This is a genomic window from Lysinibacillus sp. GbtcB16, assembly GCF_019091145.1.
GTDB lineage: Bacteria > Bacillota > Bacilli > Bacillales_A > Planococcaceae > Lysinibacillus > Lysinibacillus fusiformis.
The window spans coordinates 2,222,707-2,240,785 of the sequence record NZ_JAGXJV010000001.1; the positions used below are offsets into that span (position 1 = coordinate 2,222,707).

16 protein-coding genes are annotated in these 18,079 nt (G+C 36.6%); 3 read left to right on the forward strand and 13 right to left on the reverse strand.

Annotated features, from left to right (window positions below):
- Positions 1-9: 9 nt before the first annotated feature.
- Positions 10-450 carry a GNAT family N-acetyltransferase gene (locus KVT27_RS11360; RefSeq protein ID WP_036148950.1) on the reverse strand — a complete coding sequence of 147 codons (441 nt, stop codon included), beginning with the start codon at positions 448-450 and terminating at the stop codon, positions 10-12.
- A gap of 113 nt (positions 451-563) precedes the next feature.
- Positions 564-1,658, reverse strand: a complete 1,095-nt coding sequence (locus KVT27_RS11365; protein WP_217581307.1) for a glycosyltransferase — start codon at positions 1,656-1,658, stop codon at positions 564-566.
- 256 nt (positions 1,659-1,914) lie between these two features.
- Here KVT27_RS11365 and KVT27_RS11370 point away from each other — a divergent pair, with 256 nt between their 5' ends.
- From KVT27_RS11370 to KVT27_RS11380, 3 genes are read left to right on the forward strand one after another with little or no spacing between them, the layout of a single operon-like run.
- The gene (locus tag KVT27_RS11370; RefSeq protein ID WP_008178244.1) at positions 1,915-2,514 is read left to right on the forward strand and encodes a glycosyltransferase family 2 protein; all 600 of its coding nucleotides are present in this window, start codon (positions 1,915-1,917) and stop codon (positions 2,512-2,514) included.
- Between the two features lie 46 nt (positions 2,515-2,560).
- Positions 2,561-3,589 (forward strand): polysaccharide biosynthesis protein, encoded by a 1,029-nt coding sequence (locus KVT27_RS11375; RefSeq protein ID WP_036128091.1) that lies wholly within the window; start codon positions 2,561-2,563, stop codon positions 3,587-3,589.
- The gene (locus tag KVT27_RS11380; protein WP_036126843.1) at positions 3,586-4,440 is read left to right on the forward strand and encodes an SDR family oxidoreductase; all 855 of its coding nucleotides are present in this window, start codon (positions 3,586-3,588) and stop codon (positions 4,438-4,440) included. The genes KVT27_RS11375 and KVT27_RS11380 overlap by 4 nt, the downstream gene beginning before the upstream one ends.
- A gap of 45 nt (positions 4,441-4,485) precedes the next feature.
- On the opposite strand, the gene KVT27_RS11385 is transcribed toward KVT27_RS11380, so the two are convergent.
- The 11 genes from KVT27_RS11385 to KVT27_RS11435 all read right to left on the reverse strand — a co-directional run bounded on the left by KVT27_RS11385 (position 4,486) and on the right by KVT27_RS11435 (position 18,063).
- A complete protein-coding gene (locus tag KVT27_RS11385) occupies positions 4,486-5,238 on the reverse strand; it encodes an alpha/beta fold hydrolase (RefSeq protein WP_217581308.1) in 753 nt (250 codons plus the stop codon).
- A 159-nt stretch (positions 5,239-5,397) separates the two neighbouring features.
- Entirely contained in the window at positions 5,398-6,633 is a 1,236-nt protein-coding gene (locus KVT27_RS11390; protein ID WP_217581309.1) for a DNA polymerase IV, read from the reverse strand.
- 200 nt (positions 6,634-6,833) lie between these two features.
- Positions 6,834-7,697: a MurR/RpiR family transcriptional regulator gene (locus KVT27_RS11395; RefSeq protein WP_217581310.1), complete on the reverse strand. Its 864-nt coding sequence runs from the start codon at positions 7,695-7,697 to the stop codon at positions 6,834-6,836.
- A gap of 503 nt (positions 7,698-8,200) precedes the next feature.
- On the reverse strand, positions 8,201-9,100 hold the full coding sequence (locus tag KVT27_RS11400; RefSeq protein WP_225316142.1) for a serine hydrolase: 900 nt from the start codon (positions 9,098-9,100) through the stop codon (positions 8,201-8,203).
- Positions 9,101-9,155: 55 nt separating this feature from the next.
- Positions 9,156-10,592, reverse strand: coding sequence for a serine hydrolase domain-containing protein (locus KVT27_RS11405; protein WP_036126854.1), 1,437 nt, complete (start codon positions 10,590-10,592; stop codon positions 9,156-9,158).
- Between the two features lie 72 nt (positions 10,593-10,664).
- A complete protein-coding gene (locus KVT27_RS11410; protein ID WP_309140229.1) occupies positions 10,665-12,755 on the reverse strand; it encodes a S9 family peptidase in 2,091 nt (696 codons plus the stop codon).
- A gap of 120 nt (positions 12,756-12,875) precedes the next feature.
- A complete protein-coding gene (locus KVT27_RS11415) occupies positions 12,876-14,015 on the reverse strand; it encodes a M20 peptidase aminoacylase family protein (protein WP_217581312.1) in 1,140 nt (379 codons plus the stop codon).
- On the reverse strand, positions 14,008-14,850 hold the full coding sequence (locus tag KVT27_RS11420; RefSeq protein ID WP_036126861.1) for a GNAT family N-acetyltransferase: 843 nt from the start codon (positions 14,848-14,850) through the stop codon (positions 14,008-14,010). Before KVT27_RS11420 ends, KVT27_RS11415 begins: the two co-directional genes overlap by 8 nt.
- A 48-nt stretch (positions 14,851-14,898) precedes the next feature.
- Positions 14,899-16,029, reverse strand: a complete 1,131-nt coding sequence (menC, locus tag KVT27_RS11425) for an o-succinylbenzoate synthase (RefSeq protein ID WP_217581313.1) — start codon at positions 16,027-16,029, stop codon at positions 14,899-14,901.
- 34 nt (positions 16,030-16,063) lie between these two features.
- Positions 16,064-17,062 (reverse strand): ABC transporter ATP-binding protein, encoded by a 999-nt coding sequence (locus tag KVT27_RS11430; RefSeq protein ID WP_217581314.1) that lies wholly within the window; start codon positions 17,060-17,062, stop codon positions 16,064-16,066.
- On the reverse strand, positions 17,059-18,063 hold the full coding sequence (locus tag KVT27_RS11435) for an ABC transporter ATP-binding protein (RefSeq protein WP_254636095.1): 1,005 nt from the start codon (positions 18,061-18,063) through the stop codon (positions 17,059-17,061). Before KVT27_RS11435 ends, KVT27_RS11430 begins: the two co-directional genes overlap by 4 nt.
- Positions 18,064-18,079: the final 16 nt, after the last annotated feature.

Genomic DNA, 18,079 nt, shown 5'->3' on the forward strand with positions numbered 1-18,079 from the left:
AAATGCTTATTACATAAAATATTTGACATAATTACAGTATTCATCTTGCTTCATATGAAGCTTTTCATACAGCTTACGAGCATTCACATTATCAGCTGCTGTTTGCAGTGTCACATAACGAGCATATTGTTGCTCACAATATTGAAAAACTTTTTCCATCAATGCCTTGCCCACCCCTAGGCCTCTAGCATCTTCCGTGACATAAATATCGTTCAAAATATAGGCACGCTGTAACGCTATGGAAGAAAACGTTGGATATAATTGTGTAAATCCAACCATCTTGCCATCTACTTGCGCCATAAAAATGACCGACTCTTTAAGGGCCATTCGTAATTGTAAAAATGCCTTAGCGCTACTTACGTCCGATTCAATGCCATAAAACTGACGATATTCATCAAATAGCTTTGTTAACTCTTCTAGTTCGTTCATCGATGCTTGCAATATTTCCATTCTTGTCTCCCCTTGTGTCTTCCCATGATTGTTTCTACCATTATAAAGCTAGTTTTATTATATAGGAAAAAATGGCACAAAGAAAAGAATACTCCTCTCCATCGAGAGAAGCTCTACTTTTTTTCATTTAAATATGCAGCGACATCTTTCACGATATACTGCCAGTTTAGTTCCTTCCGCGCATCGGCTTGTAGCTGAAGACAAGTATTTTCTAACAATTCTTCCTGGTGTGCGACTTGCTGCAACGTCCGAGCAATACTTTCCCAATCATGTGTTGGATGAATACGTCCAAAGCGTTGTTGTTGGGTAATATCAGCAGCCCCATCCACATCGGTTGTCACAATATAACAACCGTTTTTAGCCGCCTCTGCAAAAACATGTGCAAAGCATTCAACCGTAGATGTTAAGCAAAAGATTTTTGCCTTACGATACTCCTCCTCTAGCTGCATCTTGTCTGAGATTGGCCCTACCATTGTGACTTGCGCAGGATAAGGATGACTGTCCAGTAATTGTTTTATTTCCTGCTGAAACGATTCAGACATAGGTCCTACCAAACGAAGCTCCCAGTCTGTCAGCTGTGCTGCTAGAAAGGCTTTTATTGTAAAAATGGTCTGCTTCTCTGGTGCATCTAATCGGCCCACTGATAGAATTCTATTTTTTTTCTCATGAAATTGCACGGGCTCTGTGTGAAAATACTCATAAAAGCCATTTGGGATATGTTGAACATCTAATTGTGAAAACTCTCGAATGTCAGTTTGAATCGATACACATTCGGAGGTCAGAAGATCACAAAGCTGCAGCAATTCTAGAAAGTATGGATAGGTTTTTAATCGATTTAACCAAAATCGATTAACATCTAACTTCATATAAACTTTGCCATTAGGATTGAACTGCTTATATGTTTGAAGAATGGAAAGATAGGATGGGTATGGTCCTATAGCAAATACAAGATCAATGTTTTTGGCATGCTTCACTAAATAAGCATTCATATTGGCAACATAATCAATCCCTATTGGAACCTGCTCAAATTTAACAGCCGGAAAAGATTGTTGCAGAAGGGTTTCATTCATCTCTGTCGTCACTATACTAACTTCATAGCCTAAATGCTCCCCTAGTAAAATAGGTACAAGACATAGATCTTTGAAAATGTGTGCATCGGAAAGTTTAGCTGATTCCACGCTACAAATAAATGCGATCCTTTTTGTCATCGAATCCCTCTTTCTTAAAAAGCGCTCTTTCCTAGTTTATGCCCACACCTGTCAAACGTGTATAACTTAGTAAAATGTCACCACCCTCTCCATAGTTCTCTAGCAAAAATAAAGGCAATCCATAAAATTACTCTCTTAAAAAACTTATGCTAGCAAGCAATTGCCTACAATAGCCCTCTATTCACGCATATTGTAATAAAGAATCTGTTCCGTAAACATGAAGATCTAAACTACTTAATCAGGATGGAGGGATAAAATGAAAATAAGCTTTTTATCACCTACTTATAATAGCGAAGAATGGATCCTAACAATGCTTGACAGTATTCCTAAAGAATATGCCTATGAAATTATTGTTGTAGATGACGGCTCCACCGACAAGACGTTGGCCATTTTACAGGACTATCAAAAAAACTGTACAGCGTTAAAAATCATCGTTCACCCAACGAATCTAGGTGCAAGCGTTGCCTATAACCGATGCATCGCTGAAGCAACAGGTGATTATATTGCCATCATCGATAGTGATGACCACTATTTACCTGCCATCCGCAATGTATTAGCACAGGTGGATGGTGAATTTGATATTTACTATTACAATATGATCATTAAGAATGGCTATGCGTTTATTAAGGATGAATCCAATCGTTATTCCTTGCCAGGACAATTTAAAATCATACGAAGAAGCTTTATCGGGGATGCGAAATTTACTATACGTAAGGATATTGCAGGAGATTGGGATTTTAATTGTGCGCTCATGGACAAAAATCCAACCAGTAAATATACCCATGAATACGCTTATTGGTACAACTATCCACGAGAAAACTCAGAATGCGATTTGCATGAAAGAGGATTGAAGTAACATCATGAACGGACCTAAGCATGTGGGAGGTGTAACAAGCCAGACAATGTTTAAAGATAAAACTTTACTGATTACTGGAGGAACAGGATCCTTTGGTAATGCGGTACTAAATCGATTTTTAACTACGGATATTAAGGAAATACGGATTTTTTCAAGGGATGAAAAAAAGCAAGATGATATGCGAAAGCTTTATCAAAACTCTAAAATTAAATTTTATATCGGGGATGTACGTGATTTACAAAGCCTTCACCCTGCGATGTATAACGTAGATTATGTGTTCCATGCTGCGGCCCTCAAGCAAGTTCCCTCTTGTGAATTTTTCCCTTTAGAGGCTGTTAAAACAAATATCTTAGGAACAGATAATGTTTTAACTGCGGCGATTCAAGCTGGGGTTAAAAAGATTATTTGTCTATCAACAGATAAAGCGGCATACCCTGTCAATGCGATGGGAATATCCAAGGCGATGATGGAGAAAACATTTATTGCTAAATCACGGATGGTCGACCCAAAGCAAACGTTGATTTGTGGCACACGATACGGGAATGTAATGGCTTCAAGAGGCTCAGTCATACCACTTTTCATCGAACAAATAAAAGCTGGTAAACCTTTAACTATTACCGATCCAAATATGACTCGTTTTATGATGAGCCTTGAGGAAGCAGTCGAATTGGTGTTGTATGCATTCTCACATGCGCAAAATGGCGATATTATGGTGCAAAAATCCCCCGCTGCTACGATCGAGAATTTAGCACAAGCTCTCCTTGAAATTTTTCAAATGAATAATGCGATTCACATTATTGGCACACGGCATGGGGAGAAACGGTATGAAGTATTATGTACAAAGGAAGAAGCAGCAAAAGCCATAGATTTAGGTAATTTTTATCGAATCCCAGCAGATAATCGAGATTTGAATTATGGAAAATACCTGGATGAAGGCTCTCCTAAAATTACCTTATCGGATGAATATAATTCCAATAATACACAAATGTTAAACGTGATGGCTATTAAAGAAAAATTACTAACCTTATCTCTCATTCAAGAAGAGCTTCTCCATTGGACTGGAGGAACACCATGAAATTTTTAGTGCTCGGCGCTTCTGGCATGGCGGGTCATACCATTTCTATCTACTTACGGGAGCAAGGATATGATGTGACAACGTATACGAGAACTGCTTTCGCATATGGAAATAATATTACGGGTGATATTACAGATTTGAACTTTTTACGCTCACTTCTTCAAGACCATCAGTATGACATTGTCATTAATTGTATCGGTATGTTAAATAAAGCATGTGAGGAAAATCCTGAGAAGAGTATTTTCTTGAATAGTTATTTACCACATGCTATCGTATCTCTCCTTGAAAATCGCCAGACGAAGCTTATTCATATGAGTACCGATTGTGTATTTTCAGGTGAAAACGCACCCTATTATGAAAATAGTGTACAGGACGGAACTACCTTCTATGACCGTACAAAGGGTTTAGGCGAAATTGATCATACCAAGCATTTAACATTCCGTAATTCGATTATTGGCCCTGATTTGAAAATGGATGGAATTGGGCTTTTCAATTGGTTTATGCACCAAAAAGGTCCGATTCACGGCTATACTGGTGCTATTTGGACGGGGGTCACAACCCTCACACTAGCGAAAGCCATGGAGCAAGCGGCCCAGGAAGAAATAACTGGACTCTATCATCTTGTCAATACATCGCCTATATCCAAATACGATTTGCTTCTGTTATTGAATAAGCACTTTATGGACCATACAATAAAAATTACTCCAGATCAGCTTATTGATGTTAATAAAACATTAATAAATACTAGAAACGATTTTTCCTTTTCGGTCCCTAGCTATGAAGAAATGATAATTGACATGAAGGAATGGATTTTGCAGCATAAGGATTTATATCCTCACTATATTTCTTAAAACTCCAACTCTATTACGAGTATTGTTACTCATAATGGAGTTTTTCTATTGAATAACTGTGCCCACTGGCAATTGTCCTTCCTTGATCCAATTCTCTACAAAACGATTGAAAAATGCAGGCTGGGCTAATGATACTCCATGCCCTATGTTGTTCAACATGATTCCTTTTGTATTTGGATGGCTTTGTACAAGCACTTGTGCAGATTTTTTCATTATTTTTTTCTCTTGATTGCCAACAGTAATTAAAATATGCCCCTGTGCATTGTGGAAATTTCGTGGGATTGAAAACGTCATATTTTCTTGTAAAACCTGAATTAATGCATCGTATGTCATCTTAGAGCTATCATGATAATAGCGGTCAAAATAGCGATCATCGATGTATAAGGTTTTCGCCTGAAGCTTTGCGAATGTTTTATTTTTGATAAGCGGGAATGATAGTCGGAGAAACGGCCGAATCATCCACGCTGTAGTAGGAGAAGGGATAACAAGAGCACTATTAATAATCGAAAAGTGGATTAAATTAGGCTTTATGCTTAACATTTGTATGGCAATTTGAGCGCCTAATGAAAAGCCAATAACAATTACCTGCTTGCCATTCGCCTTTTCCTCTAAGAGCTGTACGAGATGTTGTGCACATTGCTCAATAGAAAATGAATGATCGGACACAAGCTCAGGCACTATACAGTGATAATTGGAGAAGTGCTGAATTTGTTGTTCCCACATCCACCCCCCAACACCACCCCCATGAAGAAACATCATCACTGGACCGTCGAAATGGCCATACTCTTTATATTGCATAATGGATACATGCACCTACTTTCTTTACTATATAGCTTCTCATAAACTTGTTTGAGATTGATTGAATGTCTGGTTCTTTGTATTTCCTGGGCAATTGTTAACGTATGGCTTTCTCGTTGCGGAAATTAATTGCCTCAACCCTGTTAAAATGCGTATCATTTACAAATGATCATCCCAAAAGTCCTTACTAAAACTTGTGTTTGCTTGATGCTTCCCTGCTGGTTTTACAATATCAGAACCTCTCAAAATGACACCTTTTCCAAATTTCTGTTCAATTTGATCTACCAATTTAATAATCGGTTCGTCTTTAATATGTTCTTCAAAATCAAAAAAAGTTAGCTGCTGAGTCATCTCTTTAATGTCACTTACATTGGAAACAGTCACACCCAATAATCGAACAGGCTCCTCATTCCAGTTTTTATTAAACAGATTCCACGCCTGTTCAACTATATCCTCTTTTGAAAATATCGCGTTATTGACTGATTTACTCCGAGTATACGTTTCCCAAGAAGCTGTACGAATGATAATACTCACCGTCACTCCAGCGAGCTTTTTAGCCTTTAATCTTTCTGCTACCTTTTCAGAAAGGGTTGTCATTATTTTATATAATTCATCTCGGTCAGTCGTATCATGTGATAATGTTGTCGAATTACCTACACTCTTCGTATCATATATTGCTTCTGGATCAACAGGTCGGTCATCCTCGCCATTGGCCTTCTGTTTCAAGCGAAGGCCATTGATGCCAAACTTCTGTTTTAATGTGTATTCATCAGCCGCAGCTAGTTCTCCAATTGTTTGTATTCCTAACTCTTTCAGTTTTTCTGCCGTGCTTTTCCCGATTCCATGCATCTCTTTAACATTCAATGGCCACAAAACAGAAGGGACATCACGTTTACGTAATATGGTAATGCCCATTGGCTTTCTCATATCACTGGCCATTTTTGCTAAAAACTTATTTGGTGCAATGCCTATTGAACAAGGCAATTGGAGTTCGTTCCAAATTCGATCTTGTATACCATGTACATGTTCTAATACATTTTGTCCTTCGATTAGAGGCAATTGTATATAACCTTCATCTATAGAAACTGGTTGAAGTATTTCACTATATTCTTTCAGTAATTCAAAAAAAGATTTTGAAGCAGCTCTATATCGATCAAAATTTGGAGGTAGCACAATTAACTCTGGGCATTTTCTTCTTGCCTCACCGACATTCATGGTTGTATACACACCACTTTTTCTAGCTTCATAGCTACATGTAATAACGATCCCCCTACGTTCTTTTGGATTACCTGCAATGGCTATAGGCTTTCCTTTTAATGTGGGATCGTAAATTTGTTCCACTGAGGCATAAAAGCAATTAAGGTCAATATGTAAAATAATTCTTCCTTTATGCAATTTCGTTCACCTCACTTTAGTTTTAATAGTAGCTATATTTTATCATAGATAAGTCCTTGAACACTTAATCTACCATCTAAGTATGTTTCATAATAAAATAAAAGGTTCTTTTGATGTAAACTCTCGGAAATCGAGTGACATCAAAAAACCTTCTATTTTGGTTACCTATCCTATTAGAATCTAACCGATGAGCTCCATTATTACTGATTAGTAAATGGTGAGAAATCATCACTTGTTTGGTCGTAATCTTCCATACGCTTTTGAACCTTTATTTCATCAGAAGCTGCTATTCCTGTTATTAGTAGATTAAGTAGTGCAAAGGTTGGTGTAGCCCCTTTTAGAGAAATCGGAGGAGGAGCAACCACCTTAAACAAAATGTCCGAGAGAAGCCCTAATGGGGACAATTCATCGTCTGTTATGCCTATCACTTGTGCCCCTTTCTTCTTTGCTACTTTTACAAATGCATTCGTTTCTTTTGAATATCGAGGAAAAGTAATAGCCACCAATAATGTCTTTTCATCGATTAAGGATAATAAATAATTAGAATCCTCTATTTCTCCACGATATAAAAACGTATTTCCTACAACAACATTGAGACTAAACGATAGCCAGTTAGCAGGACCATATGATGAACGGAAGCCAATGACGATTCTTTTTTCAGAACTAATTAAAAGATCTATAGCTTTTTTATACTGGGTGTAATCTATTTGTTCTAACGTTGCACGTATATACGAAGTATCTTTCTCGATTACATGTTGAATTAAATTTGTATCTTTTAAAGACTTGGACGTTGATCGAAGCCCTTCAATTGGATCTGAAATGGGTGAAGAATCTTCTAATAAAGTAGCTTGAATTTCTTTTTGCAACTCGCTAAATCCAGAATACCCAAGAGCATATGATAACCTAATCACCGTTGTATCGCTTGTTTCACTTGCAATACCTAGCTGCTTCGATGTTTGAAATGCAACCTCTTTTGGAAAGTCAACAATATATTTTGCAACTAATTTCTGTCTTTTTGTTAGTTCATTAAATTGTTTTCTAATTCTTTCATTATAATTATCCATACAGCCAGCCCTTCCAATGAGTTAATCTAGGTATGTAACTTATATATTACAGGTTCAGTAAAGGGTTGATTACTAAAAAACCCCCATTTTATTATTCAGTATGCATCACTTTTATCTTTAAAAAACCACTAAATCACTTATAGATAATGCGCTCCAAGTTTTATACTTTTATCTGTCGGTGTAATTTATCCAATGAATAATTACTATAGTACAAACATTCAATCTATTACGTAGGTAATTTGGTAATTACACGAACCCTTTATTGTGAGTTTTATGTATAATTTCAGTTTCATATTTTCAGCATATCCCTAATTAATTCTAGATCCTAGGGTATTCACTTTAAACATTTAGTGTGAATACCCCAACATTAATTGATTTTTAACAGGAAAATAACTTACTAGTTGTAACATCATCATACCATTTAGCTATGAATTGTTATAGTTGTATATTTTTTCATAAGCGATTATATTTGATAAATTATTAATAGCCCTTGGGTTTAAAAGCTAAACGGTTACTTTATTAAGAAAATGATTATAAGCAACTCTCGATAATTTAGATATAATACTAGCACCCTCTGCTTCAGTATTATTTCCTATAGAAAATACTGAAATGATAAAATTACCTTTATTATCAGGTAGCTGGACTATCCCAGAATCATTGACAACACTTGCAATAGTGCCAGTTTTATGAGCAACAACTGTATTTTGAGGTAATAAATAAGGTATTCTACTTCGAAACTGTTGCTTGGCAAGGATTTCAAACATATCATGACAAGCTTTTTCAGAGATTAATTGCTTATTTGCCATTTTTTCTAACAAAAGTGCCATATCAGCTGCGGTTGTTACATTGTTTGCATGACTTTCTTTAAATACAATTGAATGATGATCAATTTCACCATTTTTAAATCGACGGTTAATGTCATTATAAGTGTCCATTGAGAATTTTTGTGGAGGTAATCCCACACAAGAGCAAAGAAGCTCCCAGCAGCTGAGACGAATGTAAGTATTGCTTAGTCCTATTTCTTTCATATATTGATTTACACTTTCTTTCCCTAAAATACTCAATAATTTATCTGTTCCAACATTATCACTAACAATTATCATCATAGTCGCTAAATTTTTTATCGTAACGTCGATTCCGGGAATTAGCTCCTTAAATATACCTGATCCATTGACTAAATCCTCTTCTTCCAACCTAATACGTTCTTTAAGTTCGACCTTCCCCATTTGAACATCACGATATAAAGTGGCCAAAATAGGAATCTTAAAAACACTTGCAGCTTGAAATAAACGATTCTCATTTATTGCAGCAGTCTCTCCAGATTCCAGATGTTTCACATAAACCCCGAATGTCCCAGTAGCTTCTTGTATAATTTTTTCCAAATTCTCCTGTAACCCCATCATCAACATCCTCTCAAATTTCTACATAAGGAGTTCAATATGAAAACCTTGGAACTCACTAGTTAAGTGGTATATTTACGGAAACTTTAGGGAATTGTCTAAAATGATATGATATTCCGTATGCTTCACTATTATCATCTACTAGTATCTCAGCTATTTCTGTAAAGTCATTAAAATATGCTATAAACATGTTATCGCTCACAAAAGTGATTGGTATCTCTACATTTTGTGAGAGTAGAACTGGGTTTCCTTCCTTGATTTTAATGCACACTTTTGTCCCTTCATTCGATTGATATTCTCCTTGATACTGTTGAAGTCGTTCTTCTGAAATATCATATTCTTCAAAGGTAAGGTGATTGGCGTCTACCTCTCTTTCACTCAAAGCATTAAATGCAAGTTGCATAATTCGGGCAGCAGGTACACCTGCCAAGTTGGTTAATACAACACCTGTAACCCCTTTTTCAGGTAAAATACTTAATTGAGCTGAGATTCCCTTAAGCCCTCCACCATGTTCAATAAGAGTAGTGCCAAAATAATCGGGAGTAATCATAAAACCGTACCCATAGAATCTTCCAGGTTGTAATTGAATATGAGGTTTAGTCATTTCTTTTACACTTTCTTCCGATAATATTTGCTTACCATTTACTACACCAGCATTACGGAAAATTTCTGCATACAATAACATGTCTCTAGCTGTAGATTTCAAAAAGCCTGCTGCTCGCATTGAAGTAGAATCCCACCAAATTGGTGCAGCTAAAACGTGTTTTGTTCCATCGCTTTTGTCCTCTGTATAGCAAGTGGTGATATTTTCATAATCAGCGTACTCCTCAATTGTGAAAAAGCTGTTTTCCATACCACAAGGTGTGAGGATATGATCATATATATATTGTTCATAACTTTTTCCACTAATTCGTTCGATGATAGTTCCTAACAAGGCATATGATTCATTGGAATAACTAAAATGTGTACCAGGTGCCCCCAATAATTCAATATCTTGTTCATCAATAAACTGCATAAGTTGCTCATAAGTGTCAATTGGTCCGTGATCTTCAACATTAATATTTAAACCTGGATAATTTTTTACAGTTGGGTCAAGATCTAGTGACCTTTTCATTGCGTAAAATAACGAAGACATTGGAGGCAATCCTGCTGTGTGAGTCATAAAGTGATGAATAGTGATATCTTTGATAGCCTCTTTATTTTTAACATTGAATTCAGGCAAGTATTTACTAACAGGATCATGCACATTCAATTTACCGACTTCCTGCAGTTGCATAATAGCCACACAAGTAAATGATTTTGTTATCGAACCAATACCAAAAACTGTGTTTTCAGTTACAGGTAGTCCATCGTCTACATTACGGAAGCCAAATCCTTTATGGTAAAGAATCTCCCCAGCTTCAGCAATTGCAACAGAAGTACCAGGAATCTTATGTTTTTCCGTTATCTTTTGACCAGCCTCTTCAAATGCTTTTAAATTCACATCTACTTTCATTTCTTTTCCTCCTTTAGAGTAGTTGTATATAATAATGTAGATCGAATCGATGATCTAACTATTATCCTCACATTATTGATTCTCAGACGTTATCAAGTTCGAAAAATTTTCTATAGGTAAATGTCTGTTTATAAAATCGAGCATTGAATTCAACCTAGCTATTCTTAATTCGGGTTTGCCGTATTGGAGGAGCCCATGACTTGATTGTGGGATACGAACCAGTTCTACTTCTCCTCCTCGCCTTTTAATATGGGAATAAAACTGTTCTGCCTGCTCTATTGGACATCGTAAATCATCTTCATTGTGTAGAAGGAGAAGTGGCGTTTTTACATTATCTACATAGGCAAGAGGAGAGAATTTCCAAAGATTCTCCAAATCTGTCTTTCCAAGAAACTCCTGATCAATAAAATATGGTGCTATATCGCTTGTGCCATACATGGAAATCCAATTCGAAATACAGCCTTCAGAAACTGCTGCAAAAAATCTATCGGTGTGAGAGATGAGCCAATTTACCATGAATCCACCATAGCTAATTCCATTAACAGCTACCCTATTTTTATCGAGATATTGATTTTTTTGTAAGGCAAAGTCCAGTCCGTTCAAAATATCATTCATATCCTTTCCACCATAATCACCATGTACAGCATTGGTAAATTCTACACCGAATCCTGAGCTTCCTCGTGGATTCGTGTAGATAACTGCATAACCTTGCGCAGCGAATAATTGCAATTGATGAAAATATGTGAAACCATAAGCAGAATGTGGTCCTCCATGAATATCTAATAGAACAGGATATCTTTTCTCAGGATCAAAGTTAGCGGGTTTTAAAATAAAACCTTGCATATACCAATTATCAACAGATTTATAGGAAAAAACCTCAGGTTCAACTACGATGAGTTCGGATAATAACTTGTCGTTGCAGTCATCCAGACGAACTTCAGTTTCAGGGAAAATGGGTACATGTAATTGAGAAAAAGCTTCTGTTGGATACCGATAATTACAGTGGGCTGTATTCGTTTCATCAATTCTAATGGCTGATATCTTCCCAGGATGATTGACTGTCGAATAGGCCATACTAATCGTCTCTTCTCCATCAAATGAAAAATGAAAAATAGTACGGTCTCCACCAGCAATGATTACCGGATGATCGTCATTTTTAACATTCGAGAATCTAACAATTTCATTTCTTCCTTCATGGGTACTAAGCGCATAAATATACCTACTATTATTAGACCATTGAGGGCGAAGTGCATATCTGAGATTACGCATATCTGTAAAAGTCATATCAAGGAGGGTGTCTTGATATTTTTTACTTAAACATCTAGCATCCCCTCCCTCTGAAGGTATGACTAATAATTCCTTCTGTTCTGCATGGTTGCCAAAAAACGCTATCCACTTTCCATCAGGTGAGTAAGAAGGTGAGCTTGCTTCCGTATCACTGTATAGCAACTCCGCATCTCCTCCGGAAGAAGAAACTCGATAAACCTTTCCTCCAAAAAGAAAATTTTCATTTTCTGCGTTTGAACTGAACACGATATATTTTCCATCTGGTGACACGTCAGGCTGATGAACTTCATTTATTCCTTTTGTTATCAAAACGAATGTTCTAGTATCTATATGAATAGCAACAATTTGACGTTTGTACGGTTTATGAAACCCAGTTCCATCATTTTTGTAATAGAGATGAAGATAGCGTTTAGCCCCATCTCTCCATAACTTATCCTCTTGTTCCTTCTCACTCTTTGCTTCATTAATTGTTGCATTTTCTTGAAAGGTTTCTAGTTCTGAATGTTCAACTACAGGTACCAATCCATATATCGTTTTACCGTTAGGAGCCCATACTATTGAGCTAATTCCTTGACGAAACTTTGTCAGACACCGGGCTTCTCCACCATCGAGAGATAACAGCCATACCTGCATTCCGTAAGCACGGTTCGAGATAAATGCTATAGTTTTTCCATCGGGTGACCAGATAGGATTGACGTTCCTTGTGCCTGAGGATGTCAAAACTCTTCGTGTTTTCCCTTCTACATCGCTTAAATATAAATGTGTTTCGTAATTATTTTCTTTCACGGCTATGGTTCTTTCATAAACTACCTGTTGTCCATCAGGAGAAATGACAGGATTGCTTGGCCATTCAAAGTTATAAATATCTTCTGGCACTGTAGTTCTTAACATCTTTTATCACTCCTTATTAATAATAGATATTTCACTATTGTAATTATTCAGAAAAATATTTTCGCAATATTCTAATCTAGTCTCTTCTACTAATTTTCACTAATACTATGGTTTAAATAATTTAATGGTCGTCATCGCAAGTATTTTTACACCATTTTGCAAAGCATCTAAGTTAAAATTCATATGAGGATGGTGCAGTCCAGGCTGTAAATCGGTTCCAAGTCCAATCATTGTAGCTTTAATATGAGGAAAATACTTTTTATAAAAATGGAAATCTTCCCCTCCAGGAGTAATGACTGGAGCAGCGATTGCGTCATTCCCTAGAGCTTCAATAATAGCTTCTCCCACTAGTTCCTCAAGCTGTGCACTAGGTTCCGCAGCAATCATTGATGCTAGTGTCTTTATTTCAACTATTGCCCCATTGGCTGAGCCCGAAGAAAGAACCGCATTTTTTACCTTTTTAAGTAAATCTTCCATAACATAGTTCTGTTGTGCGCGGACATCAATGCCAAATTCAGCATAATCGGGAATGATATTAATATTGTTTCCACCTGCCTGAACCATAGTTATTTTGACAGATGAAGATAGTGTCGGATCTGTTTTAACTGAGTTAACAGCCTGAATAATGGCTCCAAGTGAATCAACAACATTTATTCCTAGATTTGGTCGTGAACCATGAGCTTGAATTCCATGGATCTTCCCTTTCAATAGTGTTGTCGCGCCATGATAGATGGCAGGAGATGCTTGGCCAAATTTTAATTCTTGAATGGGACGTACATGTATCCCCAGTAAACAATCAACATCATCCATAACGCCTCTATCTATTAGAGCCTTAGCCCCTAAACCGGATTCCTCAGCTGGCTGAAAAATAATTTTAATAAGACCCCTAGGTTGAAAACCTAATTTCTTTAGACAAGAAATAGAAAGAAGGACCATTGTCATATGAGCATCATGACCACAGGAATGATTGGCTTTCCATTCACCGTCGACCAGCTGCCATAACGCATCAATGTCTGCTCTAATTCCAATGGTTGGACCAAGTTTTTCATTTCCCCAATATCCAACAACTCCGGTATGCTCCTCAAACCTCTCAAAAGGTATTTTCAAATATTCGAATTGCTTACATAAGTAATCCGTTGTCTCTTTTTCTTTCCAACTAATTTCCGCATTACAATGAAAATGATGATATGTTGATTTTATTAACTCTTTATTCTCATCAACCCACTTTTTGATTTGTTCAATCATATAGAGGCTCCATGGATTTATTTTCAATAACATAAAAATGAATGTTAGCTAAATTTTTTTTTAACATTCCAGTTACTACAAACCCTTTTGAGAAAGCATCATTTACTGCATCTCTCAACTTATACCTCCAAGCCTTCGCCGCTTCAAAATCCTCTTGTTTCAAAATCTGAAAATTAGCTGGAACAGGTATTAAATACCCCTCTTCATTCTTGATTGATTCTATCTCATCAGGATATGGAATATTCCCATTATCACTATATGACAGAAGCGACTTATAGTGATTAACCAATGTATCCTTTTTGACTACACCAGAAAGTGCATTCGTTACTCGGTTCGAACAAATATCCCATTCGACTAAAAAACGATCAGATGGTAGACCTTTATTCAGTTTATCGCTCATTTCACCATAATAAGAAGGATAGTACGTTTGGGAATATGCTCCTAGCTTATTAAGATTAAAGTATGCATTTTTGGCTTCTAAAGGATCAAAAGTCCATACAATTTTTTGATAGCCGTAATCTACTGCCCACTCCCTTTGCTTTAGTTTTAGCTGTAATCCGATCCCATAATTTCGGTACTTACTATGGACGCCAGTCATATGAGAGATTAAATATTCTTCCCCATTCTTAAAGCCAGAAAAACCGTATGAAAACCCAATTAATTCACCTTCTTTAAACGCTCCAACGATGTTTCCCCCATTGTGAGTTGCAGCAACAAGCTGCGGAAGAGGCGTTACTACATCTTTATCCCAAATATCTTCTTGAAAACAGACCACATCTTGTATTTCCTTTAGACCTATAATACTTTTATAGATGATTGGTTGTGTGAAAACCATGGGTAAATCCCTCCATTCATCATGAAATAAGATCAACTTGAAAATCATTTAGTAGAACTTTATTTTATCTCTCATAAACTCTTTCTGATTCACTGTAAGTTGATCAATGAATTCCTGGTTAACCTCAAAACCAATGCCAAGTTGTTCTGGAACAATAATAGTCCCACCCTTTGAAAGTTTTACTTCAGGTAAAATGATATCTTTATCAAAATAACGACTAGAAGCAGATGTATCACCTGGAATACTAAAGTTACTTAATGAAGCGATTGCGATGTTATGAGCCCTACCTATCCCAGTTTCAAGCATTCCCCCACACCATACAGGAATGTTATTTTCCTCACACAAATTGTGCATTCTAACTGCTTCGAATAGCCCTCCTACACGACCAACCTTAATATTAATAATTTTACATGCATTAATTTCAATAGCCTTTCTTGCGTCCTCTACTGAATGTATACTTTCATCTAGACAAATAGGTGTTGTTAATGCGTCCTGTAATTTTGCGTGATCTATAATGTCGTCATGAGCTAACGGCTGTTCAACCATCATTAAATGAAACTGATCTAATTCTTTTAATAGTTGTAAATCATCCAGACTGTAGCAAGAATTAGCATCCGCCATTAGTGGAATTTGTTCTCCAAACTTTTTCCGAATAGCCTCTAAAGGTTTGATGTCCCAGCCAGGTTTAATTTTCACTTTAATCTTTTTGTAGCCATCCTCTAAAAAGCCTGCCACCTTGTTTAATAGTGTTTCTATGTTATTTTCAATTCCAATGCTTACGCCCACTTCAATCTCGGAGCGATTCCCTCCTAATACAGTAGATAGCGTTTGTCCTTTTTGCTTGCTATATAAATCCCAAATGGCCATTTCAAGTGCTGCTTTTGCCATATTATTTCTACGTATATAGGAAAATAATTCAGAGAAATCTTTGGGCTCTTTAATTTCATTTTCTAATAGCTTTGGAATTAAGTAAGTTTCAAGCATGTGCCATACTGTACCTGTAGTCTCTTCATTGTAGATAGGAAAAGGCATCGCGACACTTTCAGCAAAACCAACTTTATCTCCACTATGGACCTTTACGATGATAATATCCTTTTCAGTCACTTTACCGAAGCTAGTTTCAAACGAAGATTTTAAGGGTAATTTAATTCTTTGTAACGAAATTTTATTTATTTCCATTTAGTAATACCTTCCTTTTTATATAAAATTACTTTTAGTCTCTTACTACCATTCTTTCTGGCTCAAACAAATGACAAGCTACAAAATGTCCCGGTTTAACTTCTATGTTTCGAGGTTTTTTTGTCCTACAAACCTCCATACATGCGAAGCACCGTGGATGGAAAGTACAACCAAGAGGAGGATTTACCGGATTTGGAACATCACCAGTTAAAATGATCCGGTCTTTTTTTTCACTTTCAGGATTTGGGATAGGAACAGAAGACATAAGGGACTTTGTATATGGATGAAGAGGGTCAGCAAATAATTGGTTTTTATCGGCAAACTCTACCATTCTCCCTAGATACATGACTCCAATTCTGTCACTAATGTGTTTTACAACACTTAAATCATGAGCAATAAAAATATATGTTAGTTCTAATTCTTTCTGAAGGCTTTGAAACAGGTTAAGTATTTGTGCCTGTACAGATACATCTAAGGCGGAAACTGGCTCATCTGCTATGATAAGTGAAGGGCCAACCGCGATTGCTCGGGCGATACCAATTCTTTGTCTTTGCCCTCCACTAAATTCATGAGGATAACGATCTGCATGAAAAGCACCTAACCCTACCATTTGCAGAATCTCTATTACTTTCTGTTTTCTTTCTTTTTTAGTCGCTCCTATTCCATGTGTTAATAGTGCTTCTTCTAAAATAGAAGAGATTCGTAGGCGAGGATTTAAAGAAGCAAATGGATCTTGGAAAACAATTTGCATTTGTTTTCTGAGCTTTCTCAATTCCTGTTTGCTCAAGCTTAGAACATCCTTGCCTTCAAATAGGATGTTGCCACTCGTTGGTTCAATTAATTTTAAAATACTTCTTCCAGTTGTAGACTTGCCACAGCCACTTTCACCAACAATTCCTAATGTTTCTCCTTTAAATAGCTTGAAAGTAACACCATCAACAGCTTTCACATAGTCTTTATTTTTTGAAAAAAAACTTTTATTGATTGGAAAATAGGTTTTAAGATTTTGAACTTCTAGCAATACTTCGCTCATGCGAATACCTCCTCCTTACTATATAGCCAACATCTAACGGAGTGTTCGTTATTCGTTTTTATGAGAGGTGGGTTGCTTTCAAAACATTTTGAATGAGCTTGGGCGCATCGAGAAAAGAAAGGACATCCTTTCGTTACTTCTCCGATATTAGGTACATTGCCTTCAATTGGTTGCAGCTTATCCTGCTCATCTTCAAGACTAGGAATAGAATTTAATAGACCAATAGTATAAGGATGTTGTGGATTTTTATAGATTGCTTTCACATGGGCCTCTTCAACAATTTGTCCATAATACATGACCATAACCCGATCAGCCATTTCTGCTACAACACCTAAATCATGCGTGATTAATAGTATAGCTGTATCATAGTTAGCTTTGAGATCATTCATTAAGTCTAGAATCTGGGCTTGTATAGTAACATCTAATGCAGTTGTCGGCTCATCTGCAATTAATAGGCTAGGATTGCAAGCCATCGCCATCGCAATCATGATCCTTTGTCTCATTCCTCCAGAAAGCTGATGAGGATATTCGTGAACAATCTTTTCTGGACGTGGAATTCCAACCTTTTTTAATATATCTACCGTTTGCTTTTTTAATTCGTCTCCTGAGATATCTGTATGAAGCTTAAGAACCTCACTAATTTGCCTGCCAATTCTATGAACAGGATTTAAGGATGTCATAGGCTCCTGGAATATCATAGAAACGTCTTTCCCTCGAATCGAACGCATTTTCTTTTCAGATACTTGATTAAAATCCATTTCTTTAAAAAGAATTTTCCCATCAATTTCACCAACACTATTTGAGATTAATCTCATAATGGAAAGGGACGTAACACTTTTACCACATCCAGATTCCCCCACCAAAGCAAGTGTTTCACCTTTATTAATTGTAAAATTCACCTGACTCACCGCATTGACAAAATCTTTCTTCCCTGTTTTAAATTTAATAGAAAGGTCTTCCACTCTCAGAAGGGCTTCATCTTTTACGAGATCCGTTCCCATATTTTTCACTCCCAAG

Bases quoted from the DNA above. Each gene is read 5' to 3' on its own strand.
- KVT27_RS11360 (WP_036148950.1), bottom strand. From the start codon at position 450: ATGGAAATATTGCAAGCATCGATGAACGAACTAGAAGAGTTAACAAAG.
- KVT27_RS11365 (WP_217581307.1), bottom strand. From the start codon at position 1,658: ATGACAAAAAGGATCGCATTTATTTGTAGCGTGGAATCAGCTAAACTT.
- KVT27_RS11370 (WP_008178244.1), top strand. From the start codon at position 1,915: ATGAAAATAAGCTTTTTATCACCTACTTATAATAGCGAAGAATGGATC.
- KVT27_RS11375 (WP_036128091.1), top strand. From the start codon at position 2,561: ATGTTTAAAGATAAAACTTTACTGATTACTGGAGGAACAGGATCCTTT.
- KVT27_RS11380 (WP_036126843.1), top strand. From the start codon at position 3,586: ATGAAATTTTTAGTGCTCGGCGCTTCTGGCATGGCGGGTCATACCATT.
- KVT27_RS11385 (WP_217581308.1), bottom strand. From the start codon at position 5,238: ATGCAATATAAAGAGTATGGCCATTTCGACGGTCCAGTGATGATGTTT.
- KVT27_RS11395 (WP_217581310.1), bottom strand. From the start codon at position 7,697: ATGGATAATTATAATGAAAGAATTAGAAAACAATTTAATGAACTAACA.
- KVT27_RS11400 (WP_225316142.1), bottom strand. From the start codon at position 9,100: ATGATGGGGTTACAGGAGAATTTGGAAAAAATTATACAAGAAGCTACT.
- KVT27_RS11405 (WP_036126854.1), bottom strand. From the start codon at position 10,592: ATGAAAGTAGATGTGAATTTAAAAGCATTTGAAGAGGCTGGTCAAAAG.
- KVT27_RS11415 (WP_217581312.1), bottom strand. From the start codon at position 14,015: ATGATTGAACAAATCAAAAAGTGGGTTGATGAGAATAAAGAGTTAATA.
- KVT27_RS11420 (WP_036126861.1), bottom strand. From the start codon at position 14,850: ATGGTTTTCACACAACCAATCATCTATAAAAGTATTATAGGTCTAAAG.
- menC (WP_217581313.1), bottom strand. From the start codon at position 16,029: ATGGAAATAAATAAAATTTCGTTACAAAGAATTAAATTACCCTTAAAA.
- KVT27_RS11430 (WP_217581314.1), bottom strand. From the start codon at position 17,062: ATGAGCGAAGTATTGCTAGAAGTTCAAAATCTTAAAACCTATTTTCCA.
- KVT27_RS11435 (WP_254636095.1), bottom strand. From the start codon at position 18,063: ATGGGAACGGATCTCGTAAAAGATGAAGCCCTTCTGAGAGTGGAAGAC.